Source organism: Flavobacterium bizetiae (assembly GCF_024271895.1).
GTDB lineage: Bacteria > Bacteroidota > Bacteroidia > Flavobacteriales > Flavobacteriaceae > Flavobacterium > Flavobacterium bizetiae.
This window is the reverse complement of sequence record NZ_CP091861.1, coordinates 1704930-1729740: the sequence shown is the minus strand read 5'-3', so window position 1 is coordinate 1729740 and position 24811 is coordinate 1704930. Positions and strand designations below refer to the sequence as shown.

The following is a 24811-nucleotide window of genomic DNA, read 5'->3' as shown; positions in this document are numbered from 1 at the left end:
TTATTTTTCTATTGTTTCTGCCTTAAAAATATCGGCAAGTAAATGATCTAATTGTTTGTACTCGATTAAAAAAGCGTCATGTCCGTGAACCGAATCTATTTCGCTGTAAAAAACATTGTCTTTGAACTTTTTTAATTCCTGATAAGTTTCCCGATTTTCTTTTGGTGTAAAAAACAAATCTGAATTGATTCCGATAATATGAATCGCTGCATTTGTTCTGGACAATAAAGTTTCGAAATCCTCACTGTTTCTGGTAATATCTATGGTTTTAAGCAATTGGTTCATCAGTTTATACGATGCCAATTGGTATCTCTTTTGTAGTTTTTGACCGTGATGCGCCAACCAGCTTTCTATATTAAAAATAGAAAGTTCGTTATTGATTGTTCTTTGAAATTTTTCTTTGAATGATTCAGGAGAGCGATAACACAACATGGCATGAATTCTGGCATCTTCTATAGGTTTTGAAGAATTGTTCAAGATTTGCTCTTGCAGGTAGCAATTTGCAATCATCCAGTCAGTCGATTTCCAGTCGGTTGCAATGGGTATCAGGTTTTGAGTAATGTTAGGTTCTAATGCAAGAATTTCCCATGCAATTCCCCCACCCACAGAACCACCAATAATAGTGTGTACCTGGGCAATATTTAAAGCCTCTAAACCTTTAATAAAAATTCGGGCAATATCTCTTGTTGTAAAATCCTGATAGTTTTCGATGATAAAAGAATCATTCCCGTTTCCAGGAACGTCGAATGCCAATATGGTATATTTGTTGGTATCGATTGTTTTTTCGTCGCCAATTAAGTCATTCCACCAGCCATTTTCTCCGGTAACCTGAGCGTTTCCGGTCAAAGCATGATTAACCAAAACTATAGGCGCGCTATGCAATGGTAAACCAAAAAGTGTAAAGCTTAATGGCAATAATGGATATGATGCACCACTTTCTGTGATGAAATCTTGAATTATAATGGGACTTGGTATATTTTCCAATTTCAAATCTTTTTAATTTTGATTTGTATGTGGAAATATTAGAAAGAAAGTACTAGAGTGAAACTAGAAAATTCTTGTTGTTATCTTTCCACGTTTGGGCGTGGTAGAATGCAGCACCTTCTTCGATTTAACGAAGGGTTGCTAAGGATTCATCGGGTCTAATCCCTCGTCCTTTCTTTATAACATTTCAATACGTATTTGAACTTAACGGTGCAAATTAACTACTTATTTCTTAAACTAACAAATTTTATCGAAACTGATTCCTCAATTTCTTAAACATAATTCAATCAGAAACTATTGTACGCAAAAAATTACCGAACAATTTGCCCAGTAAATTTAAGCAGGTATTACCCTAATTTATGAGTGCTTTTCAAGTTAGATGAAAAGAGTTTCATTTTCTTTTGAATACATCAAAAACAATAATGAATTTGGTTCTTTTTTCTCCGCTTTTTTATCAGTCTCAGTTATTCCGAAACTTGGATGAATTAATTCATTTACTGGCGGAGGATTATTTCTTTCGATTTTGCTTCTGAAAAGTTTTTTTCTTAAGTAGTTGATTGTGCTCATGATATTTAAGTTTATGTTAGTTTGCGTTTTATAATCTTTATCGTTTGTTTAATTTTTTGTTATGGCAACCAAATGGAATAAAAAAACCCTTTTGATTAAAATACCAAAAGGGTTTAAGTTTTTTACAACTTATATATACTTTTAGTATCAACAGACGTGTACACAAATACGTGCGACATTAAACATCTTGTTCATCTGTAGGGATTTATTCATCTGTGATTTAATTGCTATTTTAAAAAATTCTTGCATTTGTTTTATTTTAATAAGCTTCCCGGAAACTGCCGAAATATTTTTACTTTATTCTTCTTTTTTTAATCAATAAGAAATAAAGTTGCTTTAACTTTTGTCCCGATCGACATAACTATTATTCAGAATACTAAATTTATTTTCTGGTAATTTTGAGGTATTACAAATGTGCGAATATTTTTTCAATTACGCAAGTGAGGATCAGCAAATTAATCTTAAAAAACGTTAAAAAACACCATTTTAACGTTAAAAAACATCTTACAAATTTAAGAGATCAATAATTGAACGTTAAAACCTACAAAAATAAACGTAATGAACTTTCCTGTTTCAATATATCAAAGAACAACTAACTACTATTCGAAACCACTTACAGCCAAACTGCTTCTTTATTTTTAATTTTTTCGGCTACCTTTAAAATGTCAGTTATTATCCCTCTCGAGATTGCCTGTTTACATGCCGAAGCGCTTTGAATTGCTATTGGAACATCTGCGTAAGATTGTGTATAAATTTCAAAAATGGTATCTGATCCTTTTAGCTGACCAATGGCTGACCAGACTGGTTCTGAAACTAATTTGACTTCTAAAGTATTTTTCTGTAAATCAAATTCGCCTACATATCGCAGTACATGATTATCTGCCTGGGCTATTTTTGCAATTTTAAACGATTTATCGATTGCATCTTTATTAAGAATTCCGTTTTTCTCCAGATGTTCTTCTGTAATAAGAGAATTAATTTTTATATCCGAGAAATCGAAATCTTTCCCGATCTCTCTCGTCAAAATCAATAGCTTTCTGGCAGTATCATTTCCGGACAAATCTTCTTTAAAAGTTGATCGCATTAATCCGAGTAAACTGGCATCTTTTAAAAGAGATGAAAAAGTAACATCTTCGGTCGCAAAACGGTTAAAAACATAACTTAGATTATCAGAGAAAACACCTCGTATTTTTGTGATTTTTTCGCCCGAATAATACAAATCTCTTAAGGTTTGCAAGACCGGAAAACCCGTATCTACTGATGTTTCATACAAAAATTCTTTGTCGTATTTTTTAAGATTGGCCCTAATCTCTTTATAGAGATCAATTGGCAGTGTATTGGCTTTTTTATTTACCGCTACAATATTAAATCCGTTTTCGATTAGAGTATTATAATGATGAATGAGTTCATCGCTTGCTGTAGCATCAACGGCAATTAGATTTTCAAACTCATTTTCTTTTGCAAATTCTATAATATCCTGCACTTTAAACGGAACTGCCAATTCAAGAAAATTGGTTTCCCAGGCATATCCAACGCCTTCTTTCTCAAAAAATGCTACGGTTGAATTTGTTATAATTGGAAAATGAAAATCGATATTTTTACTTTCAAGAAAAAACTCCTGACTTTCGATAATCTGATTGATCAAAGTACTTCCGATATTTCCAATTCCAAAAAGGATGATATTTATTTTAAGCTTTGACATAATTTTTAATTTAATGGGGGTTAATTAAACCATATAAGTGATATAAGTAATTTAAGAAAGAGCTGAAACTGAGCGCAACGCTTAATACGAACTTATATCACTTATATGGTGAAAAAACTTTTATATAGATAGTTTTTTATAAAAAATCACCTCTAGCAGAACTCACGCTACTAAAGGCAATTTTTCAAACAAAAAACAAAAAAACCTAATTTTTATTAATACTGTATTGCGACTGGGTAACGCTTGCGAAAGCAGCCTGCAAATCAGCTATTAAATCCTCGATATCTTCAATTCCGACAGAAAGTCGAACTAAATCTTTTGAAACTCCCGTTTCTAGTTGGTCAGCATCAGACAATTGTTGGTGTGTAGTACTTGCCGGGTGAATGATTAATGATTTTGTGTCACCAATATTGGCTAAAAGTGAGAACAATTTAGTTTGATCAACCACTTTTTTAGCGGCATCAAAACCACCTTTAAGTCCAAAAGTAATTACACCACTTTGTCCTTTTGGCAAATATTGTTGTGCCAAATCATAATACTTATTGTTTTTAAGACCTGGATAATTTACCCAAACCACTTCTTCTTGCTTTTCTAACCAAGAGGCTAAAGCCAAAGCATTTTCGCTATGTTTCTTGATTCGGATTGGTAATGTTTCTAATCCCTGAATGATCTGGAAAGCATTAAACGGACTTAAAGCTGCGCCAAAATCACGCAAACCTTCGATTCTTGCTTTTGCTATGAAAGCTGCATTTCCTAAAGCTTCGTGATATACTAATCCGTGATATCCTGCAGAAGGTTCTGTAAATTCAGGAAATTTTCCGTTCGACCAGTCAAATTTTCCTGCATCGATGATAACCCCTCCTAATGAAGTTCCGTTTCCTGAAATATATTTGGTTAAAGAGTGAATTACGATATCTGCTCCATATTCAATTGGATTTAATAAATAAGGAGTAGCAACCGTATTGTCTACAATAAAAGGTACTTTAAAATTTTTGGCTTCCGCCGAAATTCCTTTCAGATCTAATACATCTAATTTTGGATTACCCAGAGATTCTACAAAAAAGGCTCTTGTATTTTCTTTGGTGGCTTTTGTGAAGTTTTCCGGTTTAGAAGGATCTACAAAAGTGGTTGTAATTCCTAAACGTGGTAAAGTTACATTTAGTAAGTTATAAGTTCCTCCGTATAAACTATTCGAAGCAACAATATGATCGCCTGCTTTTAGCAAAGTCAATAAAGCTGTAGAAATTGCCGATGCTCCAGACGCTGTAACTACAGCTCCAATTCCGCCTTCAAGCGCTGCAAGACGTTGTTCTAAAATATCGTTTGTCGGGTTATTTAATCTTGTATAAATAAATCCGGCTTCGGCAAGACCAAATAAATTGGCAGCATGATCTGAATCGTTAAATACATATGATGATGTCTGGTAAATTGGCACTGCTCTGGTTCCTGCATTTTTAGTAACATCGTGTCCTGCGTGTAGTGCGTTTGTAGCGAATTTTTGTGTGCTCATGATCTTAATTTTTTAGGTATTGTTAATACTATATATATTGTTATTGAAATTGTTTCTTTGAAATTGGTATTTTATTGAATAAAAAAATCGTCTCCTTCTTCTTCAAGATTATACATTAAAAGCAATAATGATTTTTGACTTCTTATTACAGCTTGCTCTGCATTTAATCTTGTCACTTCTCTTGTAATATCTTCAGATTTATTATTGGTATTATTTTGAGAATCGTTTCTTAATAAATATTCTACTGCGATTGAGTTTAGCGTTTTCATAATTTAAATTTTAAAAGTGTTGAAATAAAAAAAAGCCCTTTAGGATGGCTACCAAAAGGGCTTATAGTTCTAACTATAACAAAGATTTTATCTTTCACTTTTGGCAACAGCGAATTGGGATGCATATTTGCATCATCTCACAACATATCATCATATTTTTCGCTATTGTTTTCATTTTTATTTTATTTAAAAATTAATCTCTAATTTTAAACTCGACTAATTCGATAGAGTAAATATATAAAGTATTTTTAGATCTACCAAATTAAAAATTGATATTTAACATTATTTTTTTCGAAGCCCTGTAAATACTGGTATTCAGCGGTAAAAAAAATAGCCCACGGGTTTTACGGATTTGAACCGATTTGCACAGGTTCTTTTTATTATCTTCTCTTGTCTTAAAATTTTAGCCACAGATTAAGGGATTAAAATGATTAAAAAATCTGTGCAAATCCGTTCGATCCGTTTAATCTGTGGCCAATCTTATATTTTTAGAACTTAAAACTTAATCTGGCAAAACCAAATCTTCCATTCAATCCAAATTGTGATACTGCTCTTGAATAAGCAAACTGATTTGCGTTTGTTAAATCTGTGCTTGGTGCAGGAGACAATGTTGGTGTTGTATTGGTAAAGGCCGGAGTTGCAGGATTGTTTCTGTCCGGATAAACATCTCCTATATTATTAAGGCCAATTGTAAATCTGAATTTCTCATTGATTTGATATCCTAAAGATAAATCGGTAACAATTTTTGCGCTGTATTCCGGGTGCTCATAAACTGAAGACGATCCGTCAAGATTTACATCTGTTGCTCCCGGATCAGTAACTTTTCCGAAATAGCTGTTTCTTAAATAAATATCCAGTTTTTTGATACTAAATGTTGTCATTAAATTTGCTTTCAATTTAGGAATTGCTTCTTCTAAATAAACTCTGCTTGATTCCGGGAAAAATGAATAAATATAAGGATCTCCACCTGCATCAATAATAGACTGAGGTACGTTCAATTTCCCTACTCTTTTAGTTGTATTATAACTTAAAGCAAAATCGTTTCTAATAGTAAAATCCTGGATTACATCGTATTTTTGAGAAATTACTACATCTATACCTTTTGTTTCAGAGTTAATTCCGTTGGTCCAGAACGAAGCTCTTTCTACACCTTTTAAATCAAACGCTTGTTGAAACAAAGTCAGTGCATCTTTTTGCTGTTGTGATGTTGCAGCCGTGATCTGAGCATCTGTTGGTCTTGCGTATTGGCCTGTTAAAACTACTCTGTCGTCGATTCTTGTAAAATAAGCATCTGTTGCAATCGTAATATTGGCTTCAGGAATTTTGAATGTAAATCCTGTACTAATACTTTTCGATTTTTCAGGTTTTAAACTTTCAACTCCAATACTTTTAGCTGCCTGAGAATCATTTGTAAAATAACCTACCTGATAAGGTGCACCGTTTATAAACTGAGTCGAGCTTGATTCGAAATATTTTTGCTGTAATGATGGCGCTCTAAAACCAGTTTGTCCGGAAATTCTCCAATTGATATTATCGTTCAATTTTAAAAGAGAAGCCAGTTTAAAGATTACTGTACTTCCAAAATCTGAATAATTTTCATAACGAGCGGCACCGTTTAAAAGCCAGTTTTTAGTAACATTCAATTCTAAATCAAGATAAGCAGCACCACTTTTTCTGTCTTTTTCTTTAGCATCAGAAGGCTGAAATCCTGAGAATCCCTGTGCTCCTGCTCCACGCTTGTTACCATAAAAATCTGTTACAATTAATGGTGAATTACTTGGCAGAATTCCTGAAACCAAAGCTCCGTTTACGTCATACAATCCGTAAGAAGCTTCTTCGCCAGCTTTTATCTGATAATTTTCATATCTGAATTCTCCACCAAAAGCAACGTTTAATCCTTCCAGAACATCTAACTTTTTACTGAAATCTAAATTGGTGGTACTTTGTAAAAATGATACTTTACCAGCATCAAAACTAGAAGGAGAATTTACTCCTAAAGTTGCATTAATGGTATTGTTTACATCGTATTGAAAAGAGTTTGTCCCCAAATTTGTACTTAAATCGGTATCAAAACCTAATATATTTGTCGTAACGCCAAGCGCTGCCGAAGCATCTAATATAGACGATTCTATTTCTGGTAAAAATCCGTTTTGATACACTTGTGTGAAAGTACCCGAACCATTTGGCAATCTGTTGAAAGCATAAGATTTACCATTTCTATACGAAAGCCCTCCAAAAGAATACAAAGATGTAATATCAGACAGCGGATATTTGGTATTATAATATAGTTGTCCCGATGCCAATTCTGACTGACCAACACTCATATTATAATCGCTTCTTTCCTGACCTCTGTAAGCAATTTCATTATTAGTAACATCAAAATTCAAAGCCGTTTGCATTTGAGCTAATGTTGAAGCTGATGAAATTGCAGTTTGTTGTGCCGGCGTAAAATAACTTACTTGTGGAGCATATTGCTGCAATGTGCTAAGAATTTGCGACGTATTTGGCGTGTTATTAATATTGCTAAACAAAGAATTGATAGCAACTCCATTTTGAGCAGCTCTGTTTTCTATTGCATTGTAAGCATTAAAAATAGTACCGTTTCTAATTCCGGCTCTGCTTGTTGCTTGTCTGGTTACGGCGCTTCCGGTAATATTCAGAAAACTTCCTTCTTTACCTAAAGACGTTCCGTAGTTTAAATCTGCCTGTACGGTTTGTCCATCGGCTCCACCTTTAAAATTATTAGATCCTGAAGATAAATTAGTACCATATTGAATGCCTCCTGAAATAAAGTTAGCATTCTTCTTTAATACAATATTGATTACTCCGGCGATAGCATCTGAACCGTATTGAGCAGCTGCACCGTCACGTAAAACTTCGATTCTTTCAATAGCGAATGATGGAATTGCATTTAAATCTGTTCCTACAGATCCTCTTCCCGGAGATCCGTTAATATTTACTAATGCGCTTGAATGTCTGCGTTTACCATTTACTAATATTAAAACCTGATCCGGACCTAAACCTCTTAATTGTGCAGGATCGACGTGATCTGTAGCATCTGCAGTAGAAGTAGCATTACTGGTAAAAGACGGTGCAACGTAATTTAAAATCTGAGTAACGCTTGTTTGTGGCGAACCTTTTGTAATGTCAGAAATATTAAAAACATCTACAGGAACAGGAACATCAGTTTTTACTCTGTTTTTACTCCTCGATCCTACTATTGTTACTTCAGATAACTCATTATTTTTCAGGCTATCTTGTTCTTTTTTATTTTCCTGAGCATAAACACCTGAAAACGTGAGCAGACCTAAAACGATTAGTACATTTTTTTTCATTGCTTTTAAGATTAATTTAGTGGTTTTGGCTTAAAAAGTATTTGCAGTTATTTTTATCGAGACAAAAAAAAACCTCTGCGATCTGCAGAGGTTTCTATTTATATTTTTGAAAAAAAATTACAATAGCGTCTCTGCGGAGAACTCCGGCATCTTACAAGACATCATATTGCAAACTGTAAATTTCATTTTCTTTAATTTTCGTGAGGCAAATTTGCAAACTATTTTTTAATCAGCCAAACAAAAACTGAAATATTTTCCATTACCCTATCAAATTAGTATATTACTGTTAAATTTCTGCTATAAAAAATAAAAAAAGTTGAACTTTAATTTGCAAATCAAAATGGTTTTGTACTTTTGCACCCGAATACGGAGGAAAAATTTGAACTGATTGCAACCTCTTCATAATGAAACGGTTCGTTATGAATGCTGAAAGATAAATTTCGGCATTAAAAAATGCTAAAGCAGACTATCTCCTTTAGCCCTTTTTAAGCAATTTTTTTCCTCACTTAATTTTAATTTAATAAATTATTATGGCTTATTTATTTACGTCAGAATCTGTTAGTGAAGGGCATCCAGACAAAGTTGCAGATCAAATTTCGGATGCATTAATTGATAACTTTTTGGCATTTGATGCTGACTCAAAAGTAGCTTGCGAAACTCTTGTTACTACAGGTCAGGTAATTTTAGCTGGTGAAGTAAAATCGAATACTTATCTTGATGTGCAGCAAATTGCCCGTGATGTAATCCGTAAAATTGGATATACAAAAAGCGAGTATATGTTTGAAGCAAATTCTTGTGGAATTCTTTCAGCAATTCATGAGCAATCTGCAGATATTAATCAAGGGGTTGACAGAGCTAAGCCAGAAGAGCAAGGTGCAGGAGACCAGGGAATGATGTTTGGTTACGCAACTAACGAAACTGAAAACTACATGCCATTGGCACTTGATTTATCTCATAAATTATTACAGGAATTAGCAATTTTAAGACGTGAAAATAACGAAATCACTTATTTACGTCCTGATGCAAAATCGCAGGTAACTTTAGAATATAGCGACGATAACAAACCAACTCGTATTGATGCGATTGTTATCTCGACTCAACACGATGATTTTGATGAAGAGGCTACTATGCTGGCTAAAATCAAAAAAGATATCATCGAAATTTTGATTCCAAGAATCATTGCTAAAAATCCGGAACACGCGCATTTATTCAATGATAAAATTAACTACCATATTAACCCAACAGGAAAATTCGTTATTGGAGGACCTCACGGAGATACTGGTTTAACAGGAAGAAAAATTATTGTTGATACTTACGGTGGAAAAGGTGCTCACGGTGGTGGTGCATTCTCTGGAAAAGATCCGAGTAAAGTTGATAGAAGTGCTGCTTATGCTACACGTCATATCGCTAAAAACTTAGTAGCTGCAGGTGTTGCTGACGAAATCTTAGTACAGGTTTCTTATGCAATTGGAGTTGCTGAGCCAATGGGAATCTTTATTGATACTTACGGAACTTCTAAAGTAAACTTAACTAACGGTGAAATCGCTAAAAAAGTAGAAGCTATTTTTGATATGCGTCCTTACTTTATTGAGCAACGTTTGAAATTAAGAAACCCAATTTACAGTGAAACTGCTGCTTACGGACACATGGGACGTAAACCAGAAGTGGTAACTAAAACTTTTTCTGCTCCGGGAGGAAATGCAAAAACTGTTACTGTTGAATTATTTACTTGGGAAAAACTTGATTTCGTAGACAAAGTAAAAGCTGAATTTGGATTATAAATTTAGATTATTAGACTAACTTAGATTGTTAGATTTTTCGACAACTAGTTACTCTTAAACATAAAAAGAGGCTATCTATTTATTTAGATAGCCTCTTTTACTTTTAGTAAGATTTTATAATATTTAAATCTGGGTGTTGATTTGAACGCGGATGACACAGATTCGCTATTGCGAAAACGCGGATGAAAACGGATTTTTTTCTTTATTTATTTTCTACTTTGAGCAGAATATAAAATAAAATCCGTTTTCACCCCCGTCTTTACGAAGTAAATCCGTATCATCTGCGTTCAAATAGCATTCAAACAATAATACAGATTAAACTCAATATAATTCTTTATCGCTCTAATTGAACATTAGGTAATGTTTTAGGACGAGAAGCATCGTTAGATAAAATCCATCCTGTACGGTACATCCATTCAGTCATTTTATGCAATTTTACGAAATCAATGTTTTCGGATTCATCCATTGGTGTATGGTATTGACTGTGTAAAACACTGGTATAAAAAACAGATGGAATTCCTCTTTTTGCATAAGGCAAATGATCAGAACGGAAGTAAAAATATTCCGGATGTTCTGGTCTGTCCCAAAGTTTGTCTAAATCGAATTTCGGACCTTCATCGTTGGCTTTTTTAGCAATCGCAACCAAATCTGATGAGTTTTCGTGAGGAGAACTCGAACCTAAAAGTGCTGCTTGGTTTACATTATTTCTACCAATCATATCTCCGTTTAAAACGGCAACAATGTCTTTTTCCGGAACTGTTGGGTGCGATGCATACCATCTTGATCCTAATAAACCGCGTTCTTCTGCTCCATGAAATACAAATAGAGAAGTTCTTTTTCCGGGTTGTTTTTTATACGCTCTTGCAATAGCCAGCATTGCCACACAAGTACTCGCATTATCATCAGCTCCGTTATAAATAGAATCCTGACCGTATTTTTGTCTTACACCATCATGATCCTGGTGTCCGCTAAAAAGAACGTATTCATTTTTTAATTTAGGATCTGTTCCTGCAATTGTTCCAACTACGTTTACAGATGGATATTTGTAGGTTTCAGAAACTACTTCTGTAGACAAAAGATCTTTAGTCGTTTTCAGATAAGCCAATTGATCATTGTGTACCCAAAAAACCGGCATTGTTGAACCAATTCTGTCACGAACACCTTCGATACCATAAACACCTCTTGTCATTTGTGGTTCGACCTGAGACCAGCTTTCTTCTGCCAATTGATCGGCCACCATAATAAGTGCCGATGCTCCTTTTTTTACTACAAGATCATAGTATTTATTTCGAACAAGACCAGGATAACGTCTTTCGAATAAAGAGATATCATCAGCAATTCCTTCTTTAGAAGCTAATATAACAACCGCTTTTCCTTTGATGTCTGCTTTTTCAATTTCTTCTTTTGTTGCAGCACCTAAATATACTAATGGCGCATCTACTTTAATATTTGTAGTTTCTGCTACGAGAACATCTTTCCACAATTTATATTCTTTTGATCCAATTTTAAATTTTGTATTTGGAGTCACCTGATGCCTGTACATATCAAAAAACTGAAAATAAGTTCCATCATCACCAGCCGGAGCCATTCCTGCTTCTTTCGCTTTATTGGCCAGCCACATCGATACTTTCAGTTCATCCAGAGTTCCCGCTTCACGACCATTAAAATGATCACCAGCCATCTGGTACATATCTGTTTTTAGATCTTTATCTGTAATTGCTGAAACTAGCGGTTTCTTAATTGCCTGCGAAAAAACGACTCCTCCGTAAGCAATCAAAACGAGCATCATTTTATTTTTCATACGTTTTAATTTAGTATTCCAAACTTAATAATTTATAGAGAGAAAAATGTCAGTTTTCGTTCGAAATCGTACTGAAATGCTAAATCAATAAAATGACAGGAATATTTTTTTTGCATTATTATTTTTATTTGGTTATCCCTTACAATTTAGCTTACTTTATACAAAATAACTGATTAAAATATGAGCAGACTTCCTTCGCTACAAAACGTTCTAAACGCAACATTAAAAACAGTTCTCAGATTTCCGTTAGAAATTATAACTTCGATCGCAGGAACTGTATTTGCTATTGTTCTTAACGAGTTAGACTACAATGATCCTAAACAAGAGTTTTATCAAAAAGTTTTAATGAGTAGTTCTTTGTGTTTGGTTTTATTTCTTTCGGTTAGCTTGTTTTTTATAGCGGCAAAAAAGAATAATATTCTACGTTATATTACCAGTATTGCACTTGGCAGCTTGATGGTACTCTTTGTTTTTAATTTTCATGAACGCATTACAGAAATAGAAATGCAGCAATTTTTAGTGCTTAATATTGCTTTGCATTTACTGGTTTCGTTTGCAGGATTTCTGCCAAGAACTTATAACCAGAATGAATTTTGGGAATTCAACAAGCAGCTTTTTCTCCGAATTTTAACCTCAGCACTCTATAGTATTGTACTCTATTCTGGTTTAGCATTGGCCATATTAGCGATTGATAAATTATTTAAGGTTGAATTTTACAATCATATTTATCTTCATATCTTTTTTATTATCGCCGGAGTTTTTAATACGACTTTCTTTTTAAACGGAGTTCCTGAAACCAATAACAGCGAGAATCCTTTGATTTTAAATTATCCAAAAGGACTTAAAAACTTTACTCAATATGTTTTATTACCGCTAATAAGCCTCTACCTCATCATTTTAATTTGTTATGAAGCTAAAATATTAGTAACACTTTCTTTACCGGTTGGCTGGGTTTCCTACCTTGTTTTAGTATTTGCCATTTTCGGAATTCTGTCTTTTTTATTGGTTCATCCTATTGCGACCGAAACCAATAATTTATGGATGAGAACATTCAATCGTTGGTTTTATTTTCTTTTGATTCCGTTATTGGGATTGCTTTTTTGGGCAATTTTATACCGAATCAATCTTTACGGTTTTACGCATGAACGTTATTATGTTCTTTTATTATCAATATGGCTGAGTATTGTTGTGGGGTATTTTTTAATTTCAAAGCATCCAAAAATAAAATTCATTCCTATAAGTATGTGTTTGGCCGGATTGTTTTCTATTGCCGGACCACAAAGTGCTAATTACATTTCAAAACACAGTCAGTTATCACGATTTGAATCTTACATGCAAAAATCAAATCAAAAATTGACTTTTGAACAAGAACAGGATTTAAGCAGTATCGTTTCTTTTTTAGAAAATAATTATGGTGTAGAAAGCATGGTTCCTTATGCTAAAAACAAACTGGAAGCACTTCTTAAAAAACAAAAATCTCCTAGTTATTATGAAATCATGAAAAGCTTGGGATTTGAATACCGATCTCAATATGAACGAAAAAATGACGATGATGGCTCTTTCTATTATTATTTTTATGGAAATGATGATAATACAGTAGAAAACATTCACGGACAAGATTTTTTATTTACACTCTCTAATAATACTGATTTTAATTGCGATAAGTGTACTTCGATAGACGGAAAAGCATATAGCATAAAATCAAAAAATACAGATTATGGTCTGGATTTACAAATTAATCAAGACATTATCCCTTTAAAAATAAATGATTTTGTTACTAAGAATTCTGCCTTTAGAAGAAACAATAACACAAATGAAAATGTCATACAAAAGATCGAAAATTCAAAATATACAGTTACATTAAACTATATTAGTGTGAATGGTAAAATCGAAAAAGAAAAGAAAATCATAAGCAATTATCATATTAAAGTGATGATTGGCATTAAAAAATAAAAAAGAACCCGACAAGATTTTCAACTTTGTCGGGTTTTTTATTTTGAAATTGAAAACAGAACTTAGTACGTTCCTTTTTGCATTTTGCTTAATGTTTCTTTTATGTCATTTGCTGTTGCATCTTCCATAGCTTCATCGTTTAAATGTTTTACTGCGAGCGTTTGTGTTTCGATAGCTTTTTCTTTCTGTCCGTTTTTATAATACAGTTGTGCCAGAGTATCTAAATAAAAAGGGTTGTTTTTGTTTAATGCCAAACTGCACTCAGACCAATTTATAGCTTTCTTTATGTAAGACTGATTTTTTGAATCTTGTACAACCGCCCATGATATTTCATTGAACAAATCAGCATGATATTTTTTAAACTCTTTCCAATCGTAATAATATAAAGCATTAGCATCAAAACCAGTATCGTATATTTTATCTAAATTCTGAATAAGGTTTTCTTTATTTACTAAATATTTATCGAAGTACTTTTCAAATTCTTTAATACGCTCATTATTGCTCTTTGTTTTTTCTGCCCAATCAGCCAGGCTGCTAAAGTAACTGGCATAAAATTGAAAATTTGCTTTATCAATCAATAAAATTTTCTCGTAGGTATCTTTTATTTTTTTTGGATCAGATTTGGTATAGCTTCCGTCTTCGTTATATGTAGAAGTTGCATTTTGTAATGCGTTTGAAATTTCCGCGCTTATATTTCCTATTTTTATTAGATTATCTTCCTGATCATTTGATGCTGAACGTTGTGCTTCGATTGCATCATAATGTTTTAGTAGATAATCTATAGATTTAAAATCGACTTCGTCTAAAATTTTATCTTCTAAATATACTTGTTTTGTATACCCAACATTTTTTATTTCCTGAAAAATAGCCTGAACAACTAACATATCCGGACTGGTGTCTTTTTGATGTGCTTCTATTATCTTTTTCCAGACTTGTCGTGCTTTCTTTTTATCTAAATTGAATTTAATAAACTTAAAATCGTCTTTATTCCCGTCCTCCTCACTATATTCATAATCGTAATCCCCCAAAGCTCCCAATGCCGACACATTATGAAATGCGTTTATCAATTCAGCATCTTTTGAGTTTTTATCATTTATTATTTGAGCAAAATTATTCTTTAAAAAAGTTCTTTTCAGCTTACCATTAAAAGAATCATAATACATAAACTTGTCTATTTTATCCGGAGATAAATTTGAATTTGCCCATGCTAAAATAGTTCCGTTTGCATCTAAAACCATTAACATAGGTGAATCTGTCATTTTATTTTTCTTCAGCCAGCTTTCATCTTCTTTTGATGCTAAATAAAAATTATAAAGATCGTATTGGGGATCATAAGTATTAGAAATATAACCTATGTAGCGTTCCTGTTTTTCTATTAGAGCATCAAACTCAGCTTTTGCTTCTGTATTTTTTGGATCAGCATATACTGCTAAAAATTTATTTCCGTCAGCTTTTGTCTGTTGTAAAGCTTTAGGTAATGATGCTGCAATATTGAGTTTAAAATCAGTCTTTGGTAAATCATCATTTTCTTCAGGAGAGGCAACATCTGTATCTTCTTTTCCGGGATAAGTCCAACTTAAAACTTGTTTTCTTTCTAAAGGCGGAATTATTGATTTACCTGAATCAACAATAGGTTCTTCGCTATGAAAAACAGTCATATTATCATCTGCTGCACCAATTGACAGTTCGTTTCTTTTCCTGTCCAAATAACCTTTGATCGCTATATTAGGCAATACATAGTTCACCTTTACTTTTAGTTCTGTTATCGCATTTGGTATTTCGTACTTAAATATTTGTTTTGGCTCATAATCGAATCCTTCGTTTACGAAATATAAATATTGAGTACGATTCATTTCAAAACTTTCATTAAAATCACCATTTGCATCATATCCTGTTAAATCTGATACTTTTTGATAATGAATCGAATCTGTACCATTTTGTGCACCAATATAAATACCATATAATGAACTATCTTCCTCAAAACTAACCTTAATTTTATCTTGCTTAATTTTGGCGTTTTTTATATATTGAACTTCAAAAACAGATTTATCTCCATCTTTGTTTTTAAACAATAACGAATCGTTTGTTACTTCATAATCTCCATAAGAAAGTACTAATTCGAACTTATTATTATCCAATAAATTAAATTTCATTCTTCGTCCTAAATTATCAACCGAATAATAGGATTTACTTTTTAAAGTCTCTTGCTGGGCAAATGAAGAAGTATTTACCAACAAAAAAACCAACCACAACAACACATAATTTTTCATAACTATCTTATTTAAAAAATACATATAATTCTTACAAATATATCTGATTAAAAGATGTTTTCAAATTATTTATAGCTAAATTATTACAAGTAAGAAAGCCTGATAATTTTACAATTATCAGGCTTTCTTACTATTATTTTTTTTTATAATTAGTACGTTCCGTTTTGCATTTTAGCTAAGGTTTCACGAATATCTGTAGCGGTTTCTTCTTCTACATTATCCGTTAAATATTTAACGGCGAGAGTTTGTGTTTCAATCGCTTTTTCTTTCTGTCCGTCTTTATAATACAACTGTGCCAGAGTATCTAAATAATAGGTATTGTTTTTACTGATCATCAAACTATATTCTGACCATGTAATCGCTGACTTTATAAAACCAGTATTACCCGGTTTTGAAACTACTGTCCATGCAGCATCGTTGCATAAGTTCGAATGGTATTCTTTAAAGGCATTCCATCCGTTATACGAATATTCAGAGTTCGCATCTATTGAAGTAAACATTGTATCCAGTTTTTCGATAACACTTCCTTTATCTGTAGCAAGATTAGCATTAAAATAAGTCGTAAACTCTTTTAAATAATTGGTATTCGATCCGTCTTTGTCTTGTACCTCAGCCAAATAAGTAAAGTAATTTTGATAGCATTCAAAGTTTCCTTTTCCTGCGGCAATTAATTTTTTGTAAACCGAAATCGTTTTGCTATCATCTTTTACCGCCGTAGTAACGCTATCAGAAATATAGTTGTTTTGCTGTAAAGCCGTTGCAATCTCAGTACTTAAATTTCCTATTACATGCAACTCTCCTTCTTTTTCATTAAATGCTACACGTTCCGCATCAATGGCATCATAATGTTTTATCAAATAATCTATTGCCAGAAAATCAGTATCATTTAAAACTTTATCTTCTTTAAAAAACTGTTTCGAGAATCCCTGATTTTTAATTTCTCTCACAATCGTTTCCGCCAAAAACATATTAGGCTTTGTGTCTTTTTGATGCGCTTCAATCAACTTTTTCCAAATTTGGGCAATTTCTTTTTTGTCTAATGTTGTAGTGGCAAATTTAAATTCGGCAGCATTATCATCAGTTGTTACGGTATAATCTGTGTCGTAATCATACGGTATCTCCAAAATTGCAACTTTATTAAAAGCCTGAATCAAATCAGCATCAGTCACTTTTTTATTTTTTAATGTTTTACTAAAATCTAATAATCCATCTGCTCTTTGTAATTTTTTATAAAGCCCGTCATAATAATTAAAGAGATATTGCTTGTCCTTCAAACTAGATTTTGCAGTAGCTAAAACATCCCCATTATTATTCAGAATAACGATACTTTCAGCATCTGTAATTTTATTTGTTTTTAGCCATTTTTTATCATCAGCAGTAGTCAGGTAATAGTTATACAAATCATACTCCGGATGGTACGAGTCGTACATCGTATAACTCATTTGAGTTTCCTGATCTTTTATAAAAGTATCAAAGTCAGCTTTCGCCGAAGGATTTTTGCTATCAGCAACAATTACTAAAAATTTATTCTTTGCATTTTTATTGGATGAAAGAGCATTTTTAAGATTGTTTTCAATTTTTAATTTAAAGTCAAATGTTGGTGTATAAGATTCGACTGCTACCGCTGTAGAATCACTTGCTAAGCCAAAATCTTCACTTACCAAAGCCTCTTTTCCCGGATAGGTCCAATTTGAGATTGTCTTATTTTCAAGCGCAATTACTTTCGAAACTTTATCAGGTTGCTTGTCTTTAGCATTACGAAAAACCAATGGACTCTTTCCTGAATGTTCAGAAATCGTCAATTCATTTGTTTTGGGATCAAAAAAACCGCTAATGTTTAAATCTCCTAAATATTCAGACTGGTATTTGACTGTAATTTCTGAAACGTCTTTTGGTAAAGCAAATTTAGACACTCTACTTTTTCCCCCATACTCCTCATAAACCAAATACAAATAATCGGCACGTTCGATTTCAAAATCAACATCAAGTTTATCATCTTCAGGATTCACTTTCTCTCTAATATCTGATAATCTTTGATATTGAACTTCTTCTGAACCTTTTTGTGTACCAATGTAAAATGAATAGTAGTAAACAGCATCTAAGAATTTTATTTTTATCTTTTTTGCTTTTTTATCATTTTTAAAAGCGAGATCAAAAGTATTTTCTGCTTTTTCACTTGAGGTAAACAATAACGAATCGCCTTTAATCTCATAATTACCAGAATAAAAAACCAATTCGTATTTATTGTCTTCTAATAAATTCAATTTGATCTTCTGTCCTTTGTTAGTAGACAAATAAGATCCTTTTTCGATATTTTTTGTTTGAGAAAATGAGGCTGATATTAAACAAAAGAAAGCGAAGAAACTCCATATAAAATTACGCATGCTTAAAATTTTAGTTGTTACTATTTCAAACAAAGATATTTCTTTCTTATTTAAAAAGAGTATCAAAAAAATAAGATAATGTAATTAAAATACTATAAATTATATTTCATCGAAAATATGATGTAGCGGGGTTGTACCGTGTATTGTGATACTCTTGTAGAAAACTGCGAGAAGCTGTCATCATTAAGATATTTTGTATTTAATAAATTGGTTGCCGATATTTTGTACTCCCATTTGCTATCCTTTTTTTGATAAATTAAACTGGCACTTAAAAAATCATATTCGTTATCGACTGTTTTATTGCCATTGTAATAATGGTAAAATTCATATTCTGACACAAACGAAAAACTATCCAGGAAATAATAATCTAGTCTTGCAAAAGGCTTGTCTGTATAATAAGTTGAGCCGCTGTATTTGTTTATCAAAGCATTATAACCAAACTCAATATTGGGTAAGTTTTTATAATTTGTTGAAGCTTTTACGGTATAACTTTGACTAAAACTTTCTGTAGTCGCTAATTCATTATTCTGAATATTATTGAACTTAGACCAATTGAAAGTCGCGTTTACAGATGCTTTATAATTCTTTAAAAAAGAGCGTCCGTAATTTCCCATTCCGGTAAAAGTTTCATCTGCCAAATTAGAATTATAAGGCGATGATGATTGGTTTATTCCTGTAAAATCTGCACTGGTTTTAATAGCGTCTACTTTTTTGGTATAAGTTGCATTGGCAAAAATATTTTCAAAATTGAACATATTGTATTTAAAATAACGCAACGAATGCACTTGCGAAGTAGCATTTTCTAAAAGACGATTTCCGCGGAACAAACTACTGTAATCAGACAAAACATAACCTGCAGCTAACTGATTAATATCTGTAAAATCATTCGTTAAGGAAAAATTATACGTCAAACTTTCTGATTTTTTGATTTGATATAAAGCGAAAAAATCAGGTAATACTTTTACGAAATTTTGAGAATAATCAGTTCCTAATTGTGTGTTTTTCATATTATAAGAATGCACACTAACTCCCGGAGTCAAAGTAAATTTTCCTGCCAGAATTTTATAATGAAATCCCAGGAATACATCATTAAAATTATAGTTGACTTTATTATTGTTTTGAGGATCATCTAAATCATTTCTGTCTCCGTTATCCAACATTTGAAAAATATGGGAATTAAAATCCTGATATGAAAATGTATTACCAAGTGTAATATTGATGTTGCTTTTTGGCGTTACCATATAGTAGTAATCGAGTTTGGCATCTAATTTATTCGTTTTTACAAATCGATCCTGGTTCAGGTTATTTCTTTGCTGTCCCGAAGTATAACCCGATAAATCAAAAGGTTGTGTGCGTAGATTGGCGTTATAAAAAGGATTTTCGTCCTGATACAAATGCTGCATTTCAAAAGCAAAAATATTTTTATCGCTTTGAGTATAGTACAAACTCAAGTCTTGTTTTATAGATGTTGGATCTTGTTTTTTATTGGTCAGGATTGTTTCTAAAGTTGAAACTTTATTCACCACCGATTCACGTAACAAATCAGTATCTTCATTTTGTTTCGACAGCTTCGTTAAGATGTCATAATCAAACTGAAATTTATCATTGGGTTTATACGTAGAACTCAGTTTAAAAAGTCCTAAATTATTTTTTTGACGCGTTTCTTCTTCTCTTTTTTGTTCATCTCCCGAATCTAAAATTGTCGTTTGAGATTTCGTCTCAAGATCTGTTTTTGATGTAGATAATATGGCGAAACCACTAATATTCCATTTTTTTGTAACGGAATAAGCAAAGTTTGTCGCACCAAATTTCGTTTCAATTTCTTTTGCGCGATTGTTTCTCAAAATCGAAATTCCTAAATCATTTGATGAAATATTAAAATTACTTCCGCCTTTTTGCATCATATTTTTAAATCCGCCTGTGAACTTAAAATAATCTTGTGCTGTCAACGGTAATTCTCCAATATTATTAAAATTAGTAATTACATTAATGCTGTATTTAGGACTGTAATAAAATAGTTTAGGATTAATAATATAGCGGCTGTCGAGTTCACCAACTCCCGTTCCGGCAGTTACATCTCCAAACCAAAAATTCTTTTTACCTTCTTTCAGTTTAATATTCATGGCCACATTATCCTGATCATTTCCTAAACCTTTCAGGGCTCCAACTTCATTGTAATTTCTTAATACCTGAATTTTATCAATGGCATCGGCCGGGATATTTTTAACACCTAGCTTGGTATCTCCATCAAAAAAATCTTTCCCTTCAACCATTAGTTTACTCACTTTTTTACCCTCCACTTCAATCTCACCATCGGCATTTACCTCTACTCCCGGCAATTTTTTCAGTACATCTTCCAGCTTTTTCTCAGTTCCTGATTTAAACGAATCAGCATTGTATACAATGGTATCACCTTTTATAGAAACCGGCATTTCACGCACAATCTCAACGCCCTGAAGTTCGATTCCGGCATCATCCATTACAATGTTCTGGGCAATATTGGCACTTTGCGTTGCAATTGAAATCTCTTTCGACTTCATGCCCAGATAACTTACTTTAATAGAATAAGAAGTATTTGGTTTTAATGTAAGCTGAAACTTTCCTTTGTCATTGGTAATTCCGTACGAATCCATTGCTTTGGTGGCAACATTAATAGCCATTATATTGGCCATTTCTAACGGATTTTTTTGCTCATCCTGAATAAAACCATCAAAACGAACACTTTGCGAAAAACATATAGAAGTAAATAAAAAGGCGAGTATAAAAAGAGTTTTGTTCATTAAGAAAATGATTAGAATAAATATTTTTTTGAGATCATGCGTTTTATCTTCCCATCATAACAGGAGCAGCAGATCTTGCACGCCCGCCATTCATATCTCTAAATTCTTCCATTTTTTTAACTACAGTTTCGTCATAATCTTTCTGAGTTACTACTTTTCCTTTTTTAGAAGGTTTAATGTCTACTTTATCTTTTGCATTCAACACAACTTTAGAACATAAAATTGTAGTCGATCCGTCATTTATTTCCAAAATTAAACCCGGAAGCCCCCAATAATTCTCCGGACCTTGGTTTACAGGAATTTCAGGCGTATACCAGGCCGTTACTACAACTTCTTTTGGCAACTCAAAATTATCCGAAAAATTGGTTTTAGTTTCGCCGGAAGTCTTTTTGGCTTCATCCTTTTTATCATCGGTTTTTTTAGGTCTAAAGTTTCTAAAATCGGTTTTACTTGGTTCTTTTACTGCAGTCGCTTTGTAGCAATTGTATCCGCCAATTTGTTTGGTTTCCTGCTCTAATTTCCAATTTAATTTTGGCAACGAATCCACAACAAGAAATTCCTTGCCCATAAATTCTTTATCAACTGTATATGATTTTGTTTTTACATCTTTATAAAAAGTGCCTCCGCCTCCCATCATCGAACTCACCATAACGCGAAAACCTCCTTGTTGCCCCGGACTTTCCAGTTTTTCTTCTTCTTTATAAATAGAAGCCGATTTATCAAAATTCAGAATAAAGGTTTTTTCCAGCATTTTTTTCATTCGCTCTTCCATGCTTTTTTGCATTTCCGGTGTAATATCACGATTGCCTCTCATGCCTTCAAACTTTGGCGCTTGTGTTTTTGACTCGTAAACGGCCATTCCCTGAAAATCTTTTTGAGCCTGCATTTGCGTAAAAGCAAATAAAAAAGACATATAGTAAAATACTTTTTTCATTGTGTTTTCTTTAAAATTGATTAAGCCTGATACAACTTACTACTCAAATGTATTATTTATTTTAAAATACAGAAAGTTAAATATATCAATACCTTTAAAATATAGACAAAACCGACTATAACTTAGACTATTACAGCATAATAGGATTTAAGCGGTAAATGTCTCTTAATTAACTAATTTCTACAAAGGTTTTTTGTAATTTGGCTCTTTAGAAAACCAATATCATGAGTAAAACGGCACACTTTTTTTTAAATCTTCTTTTTATTGCCGGTTCCTTTACTGCTGTTTTTTCGCAAAATCAAAAAATAAAAGCTTCTTCAGTTTCTCATTTTTCGACGGATGCTGATGAATTTTCAGGTTATGATTCTTTTGGATATTCTTATCAGATTAAAAACAATGTTTTTAGTAAAACCAAAGACAAAGAAGTATTTGAGTATAAAAATGTATCGCTGGGAAAAATTACCAAAGTCGATTTACAAAATCCGCTTAAGATTGTTTTATTCTATGAAGATTTTAATAGCGTGGTTTTATTAGACAATCAGCTGAATAAAGTGACCGAGATTAATTTTTCTCTCAACAATACACCTATTGTTGTTTCGGCGATCGGTATGTCTACACAAAATCAATTATGGATTTTTAACGCGTTAAACCAACAAATAAGCCTTTTTGATTATTTGAAAAATGAATATAAAACCGTTTCTACTCCATTGATAGAAACCATAAAATATTACCAAACCTACTTTAATACTTTTTATTGGATCGATAAAAAAAACAATTGGTTTTCTTGTGATATTTTTGGAAAAACAACTGCTTTAGGAAAAGTAGCTGATTTTGATGCCATCGAAATAATCAATAATCATCAATATCTTTTTAGCAAAGCTAATTTGTTGTATTTTAAAGACATTACAAGTACAAATTCGAATGCATTTTCTGAAATTGAAATTTTAGAAAAATCGTTTGACAAATTCTACTACAAAGACCAAATTTTATCTATTTTTACAGCTAAAGAAATAACAAATTATAAAATCGTAACACCGTAATGCACATAGCAATAGCAGGAAATATAGGAGCAGGAAAAACAACTTTAACTAAATTATTAGCCAAACATTTCAAATGGGAACCTCATTATGAAGATGTAGTTGATAATCCGTATTTAGATGATTTTTACCATCAAATGGAACGCTGGTCGTTTAATTTGCAGATTTATTTCCTAAATAGCCGTTTCCGTCAGGTATTGCAAATCCGCGAAAGCGGAAAGAAAATTGTTCAGGACAGAACGATTTATGAAGACGCGCATATCTTTGCTCCCAACTTATATTCGATGGGATTAATGACAAGTCGCGATTTCGAAAATTATACTTCGCTTTTTGAATTGATGGAATCATTGGTAAAAGCACCGGATTTATTAATTTACCTAAGAAGCTCTATTCCTAACCTTGTTGGACAAATTCATAAACGCGGACGTGATTACGAAAATTCTATTTCGATCGACTATTTAAGCCGTTTGAACGAAAGATACGAAGCCTGGGTACAAACGTATACTAAAGGAAAATTATTAATTATTGATGTTGATAATATAAATTTCGTTGATAATCCTGAAGATTTAGGAAACATCATTAACAGAATTGATGCTGAATTGAACGGGTTGTTTTAGAAACACGAATTTACACGAATAAAAAATGCCTCTAAATAATTTTAAAGGCATTTTTTTATGCTTACCAAATACTAATTGTAAATATTTTCTTATTTTTATAACTAATTTAAAAAACATTTCCCAAATTGGGAAAATATAGTATATTTGCCTTAATCAATTATGAGAATAATAGCTAAAAGAACCTTGCAAGTTTTTTGGGAACGATTTCCAAATGCAAAACAACAATTATTATCCTGGTATCAAATTCTTGACAAGAATAATTTTGACAATTCTAATGATATAAAAGCAATTTTTGGTTCTGCAGATTTTGTAGGTAATAATAAAGTAATATTTAATATTTGTGGAAATCACTATCGATTAATTGTAAAGATTAACTACGATACACAAATTGTCTACATATTATTTATCGGAACTCATAATGAATATGATAATTTAAAAGATATAAAAAATTTGTAATATGGAAATAAGACCTATAAAAACAGAAAAGGATTATGAATCAGCTTTAGAAAGAATTAATATTCTTTTTGACGCAAAACCTAATACAAATGAAGGTGATGAATTAGATATTTTAGTAACACTTATTGAAAAATATGAGCAAATTCATTATCCAATACCTGAACCTGATCCAATCGAAGCTATTAAATTTATGATGGAGCAAAATGGACTTACTGATGCCGATTTAGGAATAATTTTAAATAGCCGTTCGCGAGTCTCTGAAATTTTTAAACGAAAAAGAGCTTTAACAATAACACAAATTAGAGTTTTAAACGAAAAATTACATATTCCAGCTGCAACTTTAATCAAAGAATATGCTCTAATTAAATAAAAAATGCCTCTAAAATTATTTAGAGGCATTTTTGTTTTTAAGAAACTTTGTCAAAGTTTTA

At 32.2% G+C, this 24811-nt stretch carries 17 protein-coding genes and 1 riboswitch; of the genes, 6 read left to right on the top strand and 11 right to left on the bottom strand.

Annotated features, from left to right (window positions below):
* The 6 genes from L0669_RS07705 to L0669_RS07680 all read right to left on the bottom strand — a co-directional run bounded on the left by L0669_RS07705 (nt 1) and on the right by L0669_RS07680 (nt 8367).
* Nucleotides 1–984 carry an alpha/beta fold hydrolase gene (locus L0669_RS07705; RefSeq protein ID WP_263762519.1) on the bottom strand — a complete coding sequence of 328 codons (984 nt, stop codon included), beginning with the start codon at nt 982–984 and terminating at the stop codon, nt 1–3.
* 77 nt (nt 985–1061) lie between these two features.
* A riboswitch (SAM riboswitch) is annotated at nt 1062–1170 on the bottom strand.
* Between the two features lie 189 nt (nt 1171–1359).
* A complete protein-coding gene (locus L0669_RS07700; protein WP_121327140.1) occupies nt 1360–1551 on the bottom strand; it encodes a hypothetical protein in 192 nt (63 codons plus the stop codon).
* Nucleotides 1552–2164: 613 nt separating this feature from the next.
* Nucleotides 2165–3253: a homoserine dehydrogenase family protein gene (locus L0669_RS07695; RefSeq protein WP_263762517.1), complete on the bottom strand. Its 1089-nt coding sequence runs from the start codon at nt 3251–3253 to the stop codon at nt 2165–2167.
* 205 nt (nt 3254–3458) lie between these two features.
* Nucleotides 3459–4763 carry an O-acetylhomoserine aminocarboxypropyltransferase/cysteine synthase family protein gene (locus L0669_RS07690; protein WP_263762515.1) on the bottom strand — a complete coding sequence of 435 codons (1305 nt, stop codon included), beginning with the start codon at nt 4761–4763 and terminating at the stop codon, nt 3459–3461.
* A 71-nt stretch (nt 4764–4834) separates the two neighbouring features.
* Nucleotides 4835–5032, bottom strand: a complete 198-nt coding sequence (locus L0669_RS07685; protein ID WP_263762513.1) for a hypothetical protein — start codon at nt 5030–5032, stop codon at nt 4835–4837.
* Between the two features lie 488 nt (nt 5033–5520).
* Complete coding sequence (locus L0669_RS07680; RefSeq protein WP_263762511.1) at nt 5521–8367, bottom strand: TonB-dependent receptor plug domain-containing protein; 2847 nt, start codon at nt 8365–8367, stop codon at nt 5521–5523.
* A gap of 530 nt (nt 8368–8897) precedes the next feature.
* Between L0669_RS07680 and metK the strand changes: the two genes are divergently transcribed.
* On the top strand, nt 8898–10148 hold the full coding sequence (gene metK, locus L0669_RS07675; RefSeq protein WP_173970895.1) for a methionine adenosyltransferase: 1251 nt from the start codon (nt 8898–8900) through the stop codon (nt 10146–10148).
* Nucleotides 10149–10482: 334 nt separating this feature from the next.
* On the opposite strand, the gene L0669_RS07670 is transcribed toward metK, so the two are convergent.
* The gene (locus L0669_RS07670) at nt 10483–11949 is read right to left on the bottom strand and encodes a M28 family metallopeptidase (protein ID WP_263762509.1); all 1467 of its coding nucleotides are present in this window, start codon (nt 11947–11949) and stop codon (nt 10483–10485) included.
* Between the two features lie 180 nt (nt 11950–12129).
* Here L0669_RS07670 and L0669_RS07665 point away from each other — a divergent pair, with 180 nt between their 5' ends.
* Nucleotides 12130–13902 carry a DUF4153 domain-containing protein gene (locus L0669_RS07665; RefSeq protein ID WP_263762507.1) on the top strand — a complete coding sequence of 591 codons (1773 nt, stop codon included), beginning with the start codon at nt 12130–12132 and terminating at the stop codon, nt 13900–13902.
* Nucleotides 13903–13964: 62 nt separating this feature from the next.
* Here the strand turns inward: L0669_RS07665 and L0669_RS07660 are convergent, their stop codons facing one another.
* The 4 genes from L0669_RS07660 to L0669_RS07645 form a co-directional block, all read right to left on the bottom strand.
* Nucleotides 13965–16172 (bottom strand): fungal specific transcription factor domain-containing protein, encoded by a 2208-nt coding sequence (locus tag L0669_RS07660; protein WP_263762505.1) that lies wholly within the window; start codon nt 16170–16172, stop codon nt 13965–13967.
* 149 nt (nt 16173–16321) lie between these two features.
* Complete coding sequence (locus L0669_RS07655; protein ID WP_263762503.1) at nt 16322–18556, bottom strand: hypothetical protein; 2235 nt, start codon at nt 18554–18556, stop codon at nt 16322–16324.
* 92 nt (nt 18557–18648) lie between these two features.
* Nucleotides 18649–21336, bottom strand: coding sequence for a carboxypeptidase-like regulatory domain-containing protein (locus L0669_RS07650; protein WP_263762501.1), 2688 nt, complete (start codon nt 21334–21336; stop codon nt 18649–18651).
* A gap of 43 nt (nt 21337–21379) precedes the next feature.
* Entirely contained in the window at nt 21380–22270 is an 891-nt protein-coding gene (locus L0669_RS07645) for a GLPGLI family protein (RefSeq protein ID WP_173970889.1), read from the bottom strand.
* Nucleotides 22271–22494: 224 nt separating this feature from the next.
* Here L0669_RS07645 and L0669_RS07640 point away from each other — a divergent pair, with 224 nt between their 5' ends.
* From L0669_RS07640 to L0669_RS07625, 4 genes are all read left to right on the top strand, one after another.
* On the top strand, nt 22495–23310 hold the full coding sequence (locus L0669_RS07640; RefSeq protein ID WP_263762499.1) for a hypothetical protein: 816 nt from the start codon (nt 22495–22497) through the stop codon (nt 23308–23310).
* On the top strand, nt 23310–23924 hold the full coding sequence (locus L0669_RS07635; RefSeq protein WP_121327165.1) for a deoxynucleoside kinase: 615 nt from the start codon (nt 23310–23312) through the stop codon (nt 23922–23924). Before L0669_RS07640 ends, L0669_RS07635 begins: the two co-directional genes overlap by 1 nt.
* A gap of 159 nt (nt 23925–24083) precedes the next feature.
* The gene (locus L0669_RS07630; RefSeq protein ID WP_263762497.1) at nt 24084–24380 is read left to right on the top strand and encodes a type II toxin-antitoxin system HigB family toxin; all 297 of its coding nucleotides are present in this window, start codon (nt 24084–24086) and stop codon (nt 24378–24380) included.
* A gap of 1 nt (nt 24381) precedes the next feature.
* Nucleotides 24382–24750 (top strand): helix-turn-helix domain-containing protein, encoded by a 369-nt coding sequence (locus L0669_RS07625; RefSeq protein ID WP_263762495.1) that lies wholly within the window; start codon nt 24382–24384, stop codon nt 24748–24750.
* Nucleotides 24751–24811 lie beyond the last annotated feature (61 nt).

Coding starts and splice junctions, on each gene's coding strand:
- L0669_RS07680 (WP_263762511.1), bottom strand. CDS start 8,367: ATGAAAAAAAATGTACTAATCGTTTTAGGTCTGCTCACGTTTTCAGGT.
- L0669_RS07690 (WP_263762515.1), bottom strand. CDS start 4,763: ATGAGCACACAAAAATTCGCTACAAACGCACTACACGCAGGACACGAT.
- L0669_RS07685 (WP_263762513.1), bottom strand. CDS start 5,032: ATGAAAACGCTAAACTCAATCGCAGTAGAATATTTATTAAGAAACGAT.
- L0669_RS07640 (WP_263762499.1), top strand. CDS start 22,495: ATGAGTAAAACGGCACACTTTTTTTTAAATCTTCTTTTTATTGCCGGT.
- L0669_RS07650 (WP_263762501.1), bottom strand. CDS start 21,336: ATGAACAAAACTCTTTTTATACTCGCCTTTTTATTTACTTCTATATGT.
- L0669_RS07660 (WP_263762505.1), bottom strand. CDS start 16,172: ATGAAAAATTATGTGTTGTTGTGGTTGGTTTTTTTGTTGGTAAATACT.
- L0669_RS07670 (WP_263762509.1), bottom strand. CDS start 11,949: ATGAAAAATAAAATGATGCTCGTTTTGATTGCTTACGGAGGAGTCGTT.
- L0669_RS07695 (WP_263762517.1), bottom strand. CDS start 3,253: ATGTCAAAGCTTAAAATAAATATCATCCTTTTTGGAATTGGAAATATC.
- L0669_RS07625 (WP_263762495.1), top strand. CDS start 24,382: ATGGAAATAAGACCTATAAAAACAGAAAAGGATTATGAATCAGCTTTA.
- L0669_RS07645 (WP_173970889.1), bottom strand. CDS start 22,270: ATGAAAAAAGTATTTTACTATATGTCTTTTTTATTTGCTTTTACGCAA.
- L0669_RS07700 (WP_121327140.1), bottom strand. CDS start 1,551: ATGAGCACAATCAACTACTTAAGAAAAAAACTTTTCAGAAGCAAAATC.
- L0669_RS07655 (WP_263762503.1), bottom strand. CDS start 18,556: ATGCGTAATTTTATATGGAGTTTCTTCGCTTTCTTTTGTTTAATATCA.
- L0669_RS07635 (WP_121327165.1), top strand. CDS start 23,310: ATGCACATAGCAATAGCAGGAAATATAGGAGCAGGAAAAACAACTTTA.
- L0669_RS07630 (WP_263762497.1), top strand. CDS start 24,084: ATGAGAATAATAGCTAAAAGAACCTTGCAAGTTTTTTGGGAACGATTT.
- metK (WP_173970895.1), top strand. CDS start 8,898: ATGGCTTATTTATTTACGTCAGAATCTGTTAGTGAAGGGCATCCAGAC.
- L0669_RS07665 (WP_263762507.1), top strand. CDS start 12,130: ATGAGCAGACTTCCTTCGCTACAAAACGTTCTAAACGCAACATTAAAA.